General features: G+C 65.4%; 10 protein-coding genes. 5 read left to right on the top strand and 5 right to left on the bottom strand.

Going from position 1 to position 12,200, the window contains the following annotated elements; genetic code table 11:
- Positions 1-90 precede the first annotated feature (90 nt).
- Positions 91-942 carry an EamA family transporter gene (locus tag L1Z78_RS11580; protein WP_234642149.1) on the bottom strand — a complete coding sequence of 284 codons (852 nt, stop codon included), beginning with the start codon at positions 940-942 and terminating at the stop codon, positions 91-93.
- Between the two features lie 62 nt (positions 943-1,004).
- Between L1Z78_RS11580 and L1Z78_RS11575 the strand changes: the two genes are divergently transcribed.
- Positions 1,005-1,580 carry a MarR family winged helix-turn-helix transcriptional regulator gene (locus L1Z78_RS11575; RefSeq protein WP_234641631.1) on the top strand — a complete coding sequence of 192 codons (576 nt, stop codon included), beginning with the start codon at positions 1,005-1,007 and terminating at the stop codon, positions 1,578-1,580.
- A 17-nt stretch (positions 1,581-1,597) separates the two neighbouring features.
- On the opposite strand, the gene gstA is transcribed toward L1Z78_RS11575, so the two are convergent.
- Positions 1,598-2,230, bottom strand: a complete 633-nt coding sequence (gene gstA / locus L1Z78_RS11570) for a glutathione transferase GstA (protein WP_234641630.1) — start codon at positions 2,228-2,230, stop codon at positions 1,598-1,600.
- A 150-nt stretch (positions 2,231-2,380) separates the two neighbouring features.
- Here gstA and L1Z78_RS11565 point away from each other — a divergent pair, with 150 nt between their 5' ends.
- Positions 2,381-2,704 carry a winged helix-turn-helix transcriptional regulator gene (locus L1Z78_RS11565; protein ID WP_234641629.1) on the top strand — a complete coding sequence of 108 codons (324 nt, stop codon included), beginning with the start codon at positions 2,381-2,383 and terminating at the stop codon, positions 2,702-2,704.
- Positions 2,705-2,758: 54 nt separating this feature from the next.
- On the opposite strand, the gene L1Z78_RS11560 is transcribed toward L1Z78_RS11565, so the two are convergent.
- Entirely contained in the window at positions 2,759-3,148 is a 390-nt protein-coding gene (locus L1Z78_RS11560) for a MerR family transcriptional regulator (protein ID WP_234641628.1), read from the bottom strand.
- Positions 3,149-3,221: 73 nt separating this feature from the next.
- Between L1Z78_RS11560 and L1Z78_RS11555 the strand changes: the two genes are divergently transcribed.
- Positions 3,222-4,301 carry an SDR family oxidoreductase gene (locus L1Z78_RS11555; RefSeq protein WP_234641627.1) on the top strand — a complete coding sequence of 360 codons (1,080 nt, stop codon included), beginning with the start codon at positions 3,222-3,224 and terminating at the stop codon, positions 4,299-4,301.
- 157 nt (positions 4,302-4,458) lie between these two features.
- Complete coding sequence (locus L1Z78_RS11550; protein ID WP_234641626.1) at positions 4,459-5,355, top strand: oxidoreductase; 897 nt, start codon at positions 4,459-4,461, stop codon at positions 5,353-5,355.
- Between the two features lie 330 nt (positions 5,356-5,685).
- Here the strand turns inward: L1Z78_RS11550 and L1Z78_RS11545 are convergent, their stop codons facing one another.
- Positions 5,686-7,662, bottom strand: coding sequence for a HEAT repeat domain-containing protein (locus L1Z78_RS11545; RefSeq protein ID WP_234641625.1), 1,977 nt, complete (start codon positions 7,660-7,662; stop codon positions 5,686-5,688).
- A 409-nt stretch (positions 7,663-8,071) separates the two neighbouring features.
- Between L1Z78_RS11545 and L1Z78_RS11540 the strand changes: the two genes are divergently transcribed.
- Positions 8,072-9,748 carry a hypothetical protein gene (locus tag L1Z78_RS11540; RefSeq protein WP_234641624.1) on the top strand — a complete coding sequence of 559 codons (1,677 nt, stop codon included), beginning with the start codon at positions 8,072-8,074 and terminating at the stop codon, positions 9,746-9,748.
- A 126-nt stretch (positions 9,749-9,874) separates the two neighbouring features.
- On the opposite strand, the gene L1Z78_RS11535 is transcribed toward L1Z78_RS11540, so the two are convergent.
- Complete coding sequence (locus tag L1Z78_RS11535) at positions 9,875-12,025, bottom strand: methyl-accepting chemotaxis protein (RefSeq protein ID WP_234641623.1); 2,151 nt, start codon at positions 12,023-12,025, stop codon at positions 9,875-9,877.
- Between the last annotated feature and the right edge of the window lie 175 nt (positions 12,026-12,200).

The following is a 12,200-nucleotide window of genomic DNA, read 5'->3' as shown; positions in this document are numbered from 1 at the left end:
AGATGCGCGAGGCAACGGCCTGCTCGATGGAAACGGAGAATGTCATGTGAAATGCCCGGTTGGAGAAAAGACAAGCCCGATGCAGAAAACTCAGGCGCCGCGCGCCGCCGACCACTGCACCACCAGCACGCTGGCCAGCACCACCAGCAGACCCAGGAAGGACATGCCCGTCATGGACTGCGACAGCAGCGCCCAGCCCAGCACCACGGCCGTGAGCGGGCTCAGCAGCCCCAGGGACGACACGGCCACCGAAGGCAACCGTCCTATGCCTCGAAACCACAGCACATAGGCCAGCAGCGCCCCGGCCAGGCACAGATAGGCATAGGCGCCCACCTGGGTGGCCGTCAGCGCGGGCAGGGGCGCATCCACCCACCAGGCCAGCGGCAGCAGCATCAGGCCGCCGAACAGCAGCTGCCAGCCCGTCAGCGCCAGCACCGGCAGATCCACGCGCCAGCGCCGTGTCAGCCAAGTGCCGGCCGCCATGCAGACCGCGCCGGTCAGCGCCGCGGCAATGCCCACGGGCTCGAACACTGTCTGCGGCGACAGCAGCAGCACCGCCATGCCCGCAATGCCGGCCACGGCGGCCCCCAGCGTCAGCCGCGCGGGGGAGCGCCCGTCCACGCCCCAGGCCAGGGCCATCACCAGCAGCGGCTGCACGGCGCCCAGCACGGCCGCCAGCCCGCCTGGCAACCGGTAGGCCGCCACGAACAGCAAGGCCTGGAACACGCCGATGTTCAGCGCCCCCAGCACCGCCAGCCGCCACCAGCCCGAGCCCGCCGGCAACCGCCGCGTGATCAGCACCAGCAGCAAGCCGGCCGGTAGCACGCGGATCAGCGCGGCCGTGAACGGCCGGTCCGGCGGCAACAGCTCGGACGTGACGATATAGGTCGATCCCCAGATGGCCGGCGCCAGCGCCGTCAGCAGGATGTCGCGCCAGGACATGGCCGGGCTTGCGGAAGAAGAGGACATGAATTTATCTTCAAATCAAGACAATCACATGGTACATGATTTATCTTAAAATCAAGACAAATGTCCCAGACCGCCCTCCCCGCCCTCCCGACCACGTCGACACCATCCTGGCCCAGTGGGCGCGCGAGCGCCCCGACCTGGACGCCAGCCCCATGGGTCCCATAGGCCGCATCAAGCGCTGCGCCGCCCTGCTGGAGCAGCGCCTGGAAGAATGCTTCGCGCGCTTCGGCATGACGATGTGGGAGTTCGACGTGCTGGCCAGCCTGCGCCGCTCGGGCGCCCCCTTCCGCCTCACGCCCACCGCCCTGTTTTCCACGCTGATGGTCACCTCGGGCACCATGACCCATCGCATGAAAAGCCTGGAGACGCGCGGCCTGGTGCAGCGCCTGCCCAATCCGCAGGACGCGCGCAGCATGCTGGTGCAGTTGACCGCGCAAGGGCTGGAGCTGATCGATCGCGCCGTGGAGGCGCATCTGGACAACGAGCGGGAGATGCTTGCCCCCATGCCCGCCGCCGAACTGGCCGCGCTGGATGCGCGGCTGTCGCAGTTGCTGCGGGCGCTGGAGGGCGGCCCTCAGGATGACGCCGGGCCTGCCAACCCCGCCCTCTGAAACAGCCTCACCGTCTGCTATCGCAACCCTTCCGCATCCAGCGACTTGCGCACGGCGGGCCGCTCACGCATCCGGGCGTACCAGCCTGCAAGATGCTCCAGCCCGTCGAAGCGAATGCTCGTCTTGTAGACCGACTCCAGCCAGGAGGCCTGCCCCCACTGGGTGAGCGCGTACAGATAGGCGTCGGCCACGGTGAAGCCATCGCCCATCAGGTAGCGCTTGCCGGCCAGTTGCGCGTCCACCCAGGCATAGCGCTGCTCCAGCTTGGGCCTGGCCGTCTCCACGCCATACTTTCCCGCCAGCACCGCATACAGAAGCGGGATGAAGCCCTTGTGGATCTCCGAATTCAGGAAGGCCAGCCACTCCAGCAGCCGGTAGCGTTCCATGCTGCCCTGGGCTGGCGCCAGAAGCGATGCAGGCCGCAGGTCCGCCAGGTACTGGAGGATGGCCGGCCCCTCCCGCAGCAGGCTGCCGTCGTCCAGTTCCAGCAGGGGGACATAGCCGAACGGGCTGAGCACGCGGAAGTCCCTGCCGTCTTCGGTCTGGTGGGTCTTGTGGTCCACCCTGACCCGCTTGAAATCAAGCCCCAGTTCGTTCAGGACAATGTGCGGCGCCAGCGAACAGGCGCCCGGCAGGTAATACAGCTTCATGGAATTTCTCTGGTGATGGAACAAGGGGCCTGCGCGTTCAGGCACAGCCCCTGGCAAATGCTATGCACCAGCGAACAATTGGGAAGAAGGCAATAAAACCGCACGTAGGTTAAAAAAATATACCTGCCATCTGTCTATGATGGATGTGCTATGAAAACCAACATCTCCGGCTGCTCCGTGGAAGAAGCCATGCGCCTGCTGGGTGGCCGCTGGAGGCTGCTCATCGCCTCCTACCTCATCGACGGCCCCAGGCGCTTCAACGACCTGCGCCGCGACATGCCCGGCATCTCCCAACGCTCCCTGACCCTGGACCTTCGCGCGCTGGAGGAAGCCGGCCTGGTCAGGCGCACGGTCTACCCGACCGCGCCCGTCAAGGTGGAGTACGAGTTGACCCAGGATGGGGAGCGGCTCAGGCCGGTGGTGGGGGTGATGAAGGAGTTCGGGTTGTGGGTGAAGGGGCGCGAGCTGGCGTGAAGGGCGGAGGTCCCAGGCCATGGGGGTGGCTGCGGCTTGCAGGATGCCGACCGCTCACGTGGCGGATCCGTTGAGCCGTTGGAGCTCAAGTTGCCTGGCAGCACTTGCCTCGAGGTTTGCACGCTCCTCGTCCAAATACCGATAAATGCCTTTCAGGTCGGTGATTTTCTTCTTGATTTCCGCCATCTTCTTTTCAATCAGCTTCGCTCCCCCTGCACAATCGATTGACCTGTTTCTCTGCGCATCCAGGATCTCGCCTATCTCCCCAAGAGAAAAACCCATACCTTGTGCGCGCTGGATAAATTCCAGGTCCTGCAGAGTTTGCGCTGTATATACACGATAATTATTGGTTCGCCGCAATGGCGAGATAAGACCTATCTTCTCGTAATAACGCAAAGTGTGGCGGCTTGCGCCGCTGCGGACCTCGAGTTCGCCAATATTCATGAAAAACCGCTTGACTGTAGAGTTAGGTCTACAGTCTACACTTGGCTCTTCATCGTGCCAAGGGACAAAAAAAATGAGCGTGGAGTGTTTTGTTACGGGAGGAACCGGCTTCATCGGCCAATATCTGGTGTCCTGCCTGAGTGCACAAGGTCACACCATTCGAGTGCTGATGCGTCGCCCGGAGCGACTGGCTGAACTGCGCAGGCAAGTCAGCGATCTGGGAGGCGTCGCCGCCCGTGTCTTTGCCGTGGCGGGCGATCTGGAGCAGGAGGACCTCGGCCTGGGTCTTGCTGGCCGGGAAGTCGTACGGCAAGCCGAGGCTGTGTTCCACCTGGGCGCCCACTTCGCCTGGGGGCTTTCGATGGAGCATTCTCGGGCAGTCAATGTAGAAGGGGCAAGGCGCGTGGCGCTGCTGGCCGCCGAGCAAGACAGCCGATTGGTGATGACCGGTGGCTACATGCTGAAAAACCATGAACACCTGCAACGCATCGGAATAGATCCAGGCCGCCCGGAACGGACGAATTGGCCAGCCGTCTACAGGAATGTCGGCGCCTACGAGGGCAGCAAGCTGGAGGCGCATTTTGCGACCCTGGAGGTCATGGCTGCCAGGGGCGGGAAATTGACCGTCGTACACCCCGCCACCGTTTGCGGCCATAGCCGCACGGGACGCATCCTGGACGGCCAGCCGCTGGTGGATCTGATACGCAATCTGGTGCAGGGAAAGCTGGCTGCAGTCCCCGGTTCCTCCAAGCACTGGTTGCCTCTGGTCACCGTGGATTATCTGGTCGAGTTGGTGGCGGCTTGCGCTTTTGATCCTTGCATGGTGGGGCAGGAACTCCTGGCGCTGGATGACCAGAGTCCCGATTTGCGAGAACTTCTGGCGCAGGTGGCACAACCTCTTGGCTTGAATCCTCCAAAGCACCATATTTCGCTCCGGTTGCTGAAATGGCTGCTCGGCATTCCTGCCGTCGCGCGTTTCTTGAATACGGATGCCGAAGCCCTGGATTTCATCCAGACGACTCGCTTCGACACATCGGCGGTCGAACAATTCGCCGCAAGGCACGGAATCTCGAAGCCGGATATACGTCAGTCGTTGATCAACACTGCAATCTACGTCAACGCACATTTCATTCCAAAGAGCAAGGCCCGTTGAGTTGTCCTGCGCCGCGGGGAGCACTGCGGCATCATCGGCAATCCCGCGCTCGGCCCGGTACGAAGGAAGCGCCTGCCCCGCCTCCACCCCTTCATAATCATCACTTTCGGTGGCACCCGGGCGGGCACCGCGCACCAAGGTCAAGGAATACGCTTCAGTGAATCAACCAACCCCTGCACGCATCGCAGTCCTGGGGCCCGGGGCGATAGGAACCACGGTGGCAGCGGCACTGCACGAAGTCGGTCGTACGCCGTGGCTGTGCGGACGTACGCCGCGCGACAGCCTTACGCTGCACGCAGGCGGTCTGCGCATCGTTGTTCCCGGCCCGGTCAGAACGGATCCCGCACGGATTCAAGGACCGGCGGACCTCGTTTTTCTCGCGGTCAAGGCGACTCAAACCGCAGCGGCCGCGCCATGGCTGGCGGCATTGAGCGGTCCGCAGACCGTGGTGTGCGTGCTGCAAAACGGGGTCGAGCAACTGGAGGATGTCACCCCCCTGTGCCCGCAGGGGCAAGTCGTTGCGGCCGTCGTATGGTTTCCTGCGCAGGCCCGATCCGATGGTTCGGTGCTCCTGCACAGCAACGCCCGGATCAGCCTGCCTGACGAGGCCGCAGCGCTCGTGGTCGCGCAGGCACTGCAAGGTAGCCGATGCGCGGTGGAGCTGGTTTCAGATTTCAAATCCCTGGCTTGGCAAAAGCTGCTGCAGAACGCGGCGGCCGGGCTCATGGCACTCACCCACCGCCGCTCAGGCATGTTCGGCCGGCCCGATATTTCCAGACTCACTCTGGACTATCTGCGGGAGTGCCTGGCCGTGGCACGGGCCGAAGGTGCTGTACTGGGCGATGAGGTTCCGCAGGCGATCCTCGACAAGTTCCGGTCTTCCCCGGCTGATCTGGGCACGTCCATTCTGGCGGATCGCGAAGCAGGACGGCCACTGGAATGGGATATCCGCAACGGTGTCATCGCGCGCCGCGGCCGTGAACGCGGAGTGCCGACCCCGATTGGTGATGTCCTGGTGCCGCTTCTCGCTGCCGCGAGCGACGGTCCGGGCTGAACACCTGTGCCTCTAGAGCGTGTATGCACTTTTACGTGCCCGCGAAAGCCGGGAAAGGGGCCCGAAACAAGGTTTGCGTTGATCCAGGACGCTCCATCGGCCGCGCAATGCCGCACCGTTGATTGAACGTCCCGCTCCTGGCTGCGCAGCAGCCCGCGCACGGAAGGGGAACTCACCGCTCCAAGCGACCGCTTCGGGTCGACACAAGCCAGCCGAGCTGCGTGAAATTGGTCCGTCGAACCGGTGCGCCGTGACCGCGAGCATGCAATCGCCCGTATCGGTCGCAACGGTCACTCCGGCACTGCACCGGCATCGCCAAGCATGTACGTGTCAGCATTCCTTGTGGAACTGTCTGGCACTGGCCAACAGGAATGCGCGCGTGCCCGGCACGCCCAGCCCATCGAGGGTGCCATCATCTTGCGCGCCAATGGCCAGCCAGGCTTGCATTGCGGCCTGCGCCACCTCCAGGTGAAACTCTTTCAGCAGCAGGCTGACAAGCGGTGCCCCTGCCGCAGGGTCTGCGATCTGCTCCAGCGCCATGGCCGCCCCCTTGCGCCGGTGCGCGTTGGGGCTGCTCAGTTGATCGACCAGCGCAGGCACGGCCGATCGATCACCCAGACGTCCCAAGGCCTCCAATATCTCTTCGATGGCGACGTCGGCCTCCAGCGCCTGTATCAAGTAGGGAATTGCCTCGCGCGTGGCTGCTCTCGCCATCGTTTCGGTGATCAGCCGGGCATCAGCCGGCGATTCGGCTTGCAGTAGTGCAGCAGCCAGCGCTGCGCTGGCCTCGGCGCTGGGCGTGGCTGACAGCGACAGTATGGCGCCGTCACGCAATGGGTTGCGGCGGACCATCAGGGACGCCAGCAGCCCGGCCCCTCGGGGGTCGCGGAACTCTGCGAGCGCCATCACGTAGCGGTATCGCAAGCTGTCGCCAGCGTCCTGCGCGGCACCGATCAGCGCGGGCAATACATCGGCTCCTTGCGCGGCCAGGGCTTTGCAGACGTGGTGGACGTACTCGGTGCGGATACCGGGCATCAGCCCCAAGAGCAGGGCCTGCACCTGCGGTCCTCGAAGATTTCTGCAGGCGTACGCCACGGCACAGGCATTCCAGTGGTGAGGGTCGTCCGCCAATGCCCGCGCGAAGCCTTCGAAACCCTCCGCGCAGCCCATCAAGGCCAGCGCTTCGGCCACGCTCACGGCCTCGCCGCTGGAGAGCTGGGGCAGCATGGCGCGCAGATGCCGTGCCGCCTCCTCAGGCGCCGTGCGCGACAGCTGCAGCGCGGCGGCGCGCAGCACCGGCTGCGAGGTTGAACGCAGCCCTGCACGAGGCCACTGCGACTCGCCAGGCCCTTCCAGCCGGGCCAGCACCTCGGCCAATTCGTCGGCATCGCGCGGTGTCCTTGCCTGCTCCAGCGCGACCATCAGCGCAGGCACGGCGTCCTGCGCCTTCAGCAGGCCCAGCGCTGGTGCCGCAACGGTCACTCCGGCCCGCAGCAGTGGCGCGATCGCACGCGCGTCGCCCAACTCGCCAAGCACCTTGACCAGTTCGGTCCTCAGCTCCAGCGGCATCCCGCGGCGCGGGTGTTCAAATGTCTCGATCAGCGGGACCACCGCCGCGGCGTCACCCAGGCGCCCCAGTGCGCTGATGCAGGTCCTGCGGACTCTCGCGTCCGCATCGCCGAGCCCTTCCATCAGCAGGTCCAGAGTGGAGTGTGCGGATCTATGGATCACCGCGCTGCACAGCGTGTTGATCACCTCGCCAAAGTCTTTCTTTTTGTCGGCCTCTTCACGCCGCAGCCTGCGGATGGCCTCCAGCAGGTCGGCGATCCAGTGTTCGTCGGCGAGGCTGAGGATGGATGTCGCCGCATACTCGCGCACCGTTGCGCTGCGGTGGCCCAAGGCCTTGAACAAAGGCGCCCGCGCCTGCGGCGAAGAGATACGACCCAGGTACATGAAACCCGAGCAGGCTTCGTCGACGCTCTTGGACTTGGCCATGCGCAGGTACAGGGGCAGCGCCTCATTGGAGGGGCGGATCAGCAAGGCCTGCCTGGCCGCATCAGCCACCTTGGCATCCTCGTCCAGCGTGGCGTCCACCAAGAGCGAGGGTGCACGATCCGCCAACACCAGCAGTGCATTGCGGGCCAGGGGCAGCTGATTTGCCGGCGCGGACCGTATGAATGTCGTGATGGCCGCGAAAGCCACTGCGGGGTCGCCGCAGGAAAGCGCTTGCAGCGCCAGAAACACATCGACTTTTTTTGAGGAACCCTGCAGCTGGTCTGCAAGAGCCTGGCTTGGATTTTCATTCATAAGTACTGGAAGGGCCCAGGTTCTGCTGGCCCAGGAAGACTCCCCTCAGGGCAACGGCAACCCCAAACACAGGCGGGTCTGGCGCGCCTTGCATCATAGATGCCGTACTCAGGGCCGCAACTGGACAAGTCGTCCACCGGTCGATCATCCGCTTCTCCGGCATGCAAGCCGGTGCGGCGTGCTTTTGAACATGGTCGGCACGAACCTCGCATGCCGGAGGTCGCAGTTCGCAGCCTCTGCGCTTTCCGTGGCATCTCCGGGAACAAAGACTTTGCCGCACCACATGGTTGAAACCATCCGAGCGGGGCCACCCAACACGAAAACAGTTTCGAGCCGATGGACAACCTGTCAAGCTCACGGGCAAAGAGCCTCTACAAAATGGCACTCCTGATCTTTCGGCAACAACCCAATGTCTTCCAACATCCTGACTTTCACCTGCGTCGGCGCCGACTCCCTCAAGCTTTCCGTGCTGCACGGTCACCTGGCGGCCGCCGTCGGCCGCTACGCCGACCAATGGCCCGCGCCGCTGCAAGATTGCTTCGACGGCTGGGAGGAGCCCTTTGTGGCCAGTGCGTCGCTGCGCGGCGAGACCTTGCGATTCGTGCTCGACAGCTCCTCTGGCGACGAACTCGAACGGACCCATATTCAGGCCTTGCACGATGCCGGCGCAACCAGCATCCGGGTGCGCATCTGGTACGGGCAGGTGGCCGAAACGCGGACACTGCACTACCAGGCGGGCAAGAAGATTGCAGCCAAGGCCTTCCCGGCGCCAACGCTGACCGAGGATGAGCGGCTGCTCGAACTGTTGCTGGAGGGCAAGGAAGCCGCCTTCGCCAAGGCCATCCATGGCGGCGCACCGCACAACGCCGTTGTCGATGGCCTGCCACTGCTGGTACATGCAGCCAAGGCCCGGCTGGGCAAGGCCGTATCGGCCCTGCTGGATGCGGGAGCGGACCTGGTCGCCTGCCTTGCCTGGATCGACGAAGTGGCCGAAGTGATCCAGAGCCACGGCGGCGGGAAGACGCCAGCACTGTTGCGTGCGCTCATTGCGTCGCCCCAGGCCGATCCCGCAGCGCTGTGGCGTTCAGAACCTCTGCTGCGCGTGCTCTGCGAGCACCCCGCGCTGCTGGCCATGCTGGCCTCGCGCGAGGGCGTGGACGTGAACGCGCAGATCCGCTGGGCCCTGCACCCGGACCAGGTACGAGGCAGCCTGCTGTTCAACAGCGTGGATTTCTTCGAGGACCGGCCGGATGTGCTGGCCGTGCTCGAGACCCTGGGGGCGCGCTCCGTTGCGCCCCCCACCATGAGTGATCAACGCCGACTGGAGCGCATGTACTGGCAGGGTCGCGACGCCGGCACCATTGCCGATTTGGTCGCCGCAGGAGTGAACCTGGACACCCCACTGTGGGACGACCGCCCCTACACCCTTCTGCGCAGCTTGCTGCGCCACCCGATGATGGGGTGCCGGCCACTGACCCTGGCCAACGAACTGCTCGCAAGCGGCGCAAGCGCCGAGTTCTGGATGGCACCCGATGCCTTCCAGCGCGAGGTGCTGACGGTTCTCTTCGACCCCGAGGAGCTGGCCCCCATGGTCGACTTCCCGCTGCGCAACGACCGGCCATTCATCCTGGCCCGTGATGGCGGGTTGGTCGTGGATTTCATGGCCGGGCTGCTCGCCCAGGGTCTGGACGCCAACATGACCGTGTGTCTTTGCGTGAACAAGCTGACGGGCAGTGGCAGGGATGCCGACTACCGCTACACGCGCCTCCGCTGGCGCGGCCCGCTACTCGGTGCCGTTGCGCTGCTGCTGTGCGGTCGCGGCACCGAGATGCGCTCGATCTGCCTGCCACTGGTCAAGCTGCTGCTGAGCCGGGGAGCGACCCCGCATGCCAAGGGCGAGCTGATGGACACCGCGAAGGGGGAGAACTACTGGGACATTCATTTGCGCGGCGATTGGACTCGTGAAGCCTGGGCAAACCACCCTGCCACCGGCACGGTCCTCGAACGCCTTCGCCATCGACAAGCCCAGGCGCCGGACGAGGTCGATGGGGCCCTGCTCGCGTTGATGGAGAAAAGCGGCCGGTAGAACCTCAGGCGCCAGCGGCATCGCCACGAGCGCCGCCCCCATGGCCTGATGGCGCGGCACGACTGACGCGGGCCGGGGGCGCCCTGCACTGCTCCGGGCCCTCGGCACCTTCAGCGTGCGCTGCACTCAGAAGTCGGCCCATTCGTCATCGGCCGTGGTCGCCGTGGCGACAGGCTGGGCGGCAGCCGTTTTTGCTGGAGCGGCACGGGCTGTCGGTTCGGCCGTCGTGGATGGAAGGCGTCCTGGCGCCAGGGATGGAGCGCGTGGCACTGCCGCGCTGGCAGCCATGGCGCTGGGGACGGGGCTCTGCTGCGGGGCATTGCCGCCACCCGGCAGCCGGAAGATGGAGACCGCGCGCACCAGGTGTTCGGACTGGTGACGCAGGCCTTCGGCGGCGCCGGCCATTTCCTCGACCAGGGCCGCATTCTTCTGCGTGGTCTGGTCGATGTGGGTGATGGCCTCGGCCACCTGGGCCACGCCGTTGTTCTGCTCGCCGCTGGCATGGCTGATGTCCGATATCAGCTGGGTGACCTTGCGGATTTCCGCCATGGCCTGCTCCATGGTTTCTCCGGCGTAGGCGGCCTCCTGGTTGCCGGTGTGGATTTCGGCGACGCTGTGGCCGATGAGCTGCTTGATCTCCTTGGCGGCCTCGGCGCTGCGGCCCGCCAGGGCGCGCACTTCCTCGGCGACCACGGCAAAGCCGCGGCCATGCTCGCCGGCACGCGCCGCTTCCACGGCGGCGTTCAGCGCCAGGATGTTGGTCTGGAAGGCAATGCCGTCGATGACACCGATGATGTCGGCGATCTTCTTGCTGCTGGCGTCTATTCCCTGCATGGTCTGCACGACCTTGCGCACGGCCTGCCCGCCTTCGGTGACGACGCGCTGGGCCTCGCGCGTGATGCGGTCGGCCGATTGCGCGTGGTCGGCGTTGTGGGCCACGGTGGAGCCCAGCTCCTCCATGGCGGCGGCAGTCTGCTCCAGCGCGCTGGCTTCGCTTTCGGTACGGGCGGCCAGGTCCTGGTTGCCCTGGGCGATCTCCGCGCTGGCCAGGGCCACGCTGTGGGCCTGCTCGTGCACGGTGCCGACCACGCGGGTCAGGCCGGTGCTGGTGGTGTTCATGGCCTCCAGCAGGTGGCCGATCTCGTCCTGACGGTTGCTGTGGATGCGCACGGTCAGGTCACCCTCGGCGATGGCGTAGGCCATGCCGCTGGCCTGCTTCAAGGGGCGCACGATCATGCGGCGGATGAGCCAGAACCACGCGGCCGACAGCAGCAGTACGGCGCCCAGGCCCATGAGGGCGAACTGCAGGATCAGGCTGCGGGTCTCGGAGACGAATTCATCCACGTAGGCGCTGGTGGCGATGACCCAGTTCCACGGCGCGTACTGGCTGAAGACGACCAGCTTGTCGCGGGCCCGGGCCTCGCCCGGATTGGTCCAGGGGTAGGCGATGGTGCCCTCCTTGCGATCGAGCATGTCGCGAATGAAGAAGCGGCCGTCGCCGTCCCGGGACTCGCTGATGTTCCTCCCTTCCAGGGCGGGGTGCACCACCAGTTGCCCGCGCTGGGCACCGTCTTCGGCATTGAGCACGAAGTAGTAGCCGGTCCGGCCCACCTTGAGCGCGCGGATGGAGTCCTTGAAATGCTCCAGCAGTTGCGAGAAGTCCTGACCGACGAAGGCGATGCCCACGGTGGCGCCCGAGGCGTCCTTGAGCGGGCGATAGTGGGTCATGTACTGGCGGCCGAACAGGTTGGCCAGGCCCATGTAGCTCTGCCCGGCCTGGATGGCGGCATAGGCCGGGTGGGCACGGTCCAGCCGGCTGCCCAGCACGGCCTCGCCCTTCTCGTTCTTCAGCGTGGTGGCGATGCGCACGAAGTCGCCCTGCCCCTGGGCCGCGAACACGGTGGCGGCGGCACCGGTGCGGCGCGTGAAGGCCTGGATGCGCGTGCTGCCGCCATCGAGCGGCTCGCCGTCCAGGCTCAGCCGGGGCTCGCCGCCGCTGCGCTCCAGGCTGAGCGCGCCCGCCAGCTCCCGGGCCAGGCTGTCGGCCAGGAACTGGGTGCGCTGGCGCAGCTCCTTGTCATTGGATTCGATGAAGTTGTGCAGCGTCAGGATGCCTTGCTGCATCTCGTTGTGCATCCTGGCCTGGAGGGACTTGCTCACATCCCAGGCAATGCCCCACACCAGCAGGGCCAGGATGGAGGCGACCCAGACGAAATTGGTGAGCGACAGCTTCGTACCCAATCCCTGGCGGCGCCAGAAACGTTGACCGATGTGCATGGATGCCTCTCCTGTACGGCTTTGTGCGCCGCTGTTGTGTGCGTAGGGCGGAATGGCGCCGGGCAGCGCCCCAGGACAGGCTTGCGGACAGGGCCGTCCTGACCGGTCTCAAGGCCCGGTGATTCGAGGGCTGAAGCCTAGCGATGCCTTCCCGCCCGGGACTTGAGATGGGTCA

Origin of the sequence: Delftia tsuruhatensis (assembly GCF_903815225.1) — a bacterium.
In the GTDB taxonomy this organism is placed as follows: domain Bacteria; phylum Pseudomonadota; class Gammaproteobacteria; order Burkholderiales; family Burkholderiaceae_C; genus Comamonas; species Comamonas tsuruhatensis_A.
The sequence above is the reverse complement of the archived record's forward strand: the minus strand, read 5'-3'. Positions and strand labels throughout refer to the sequence as shown.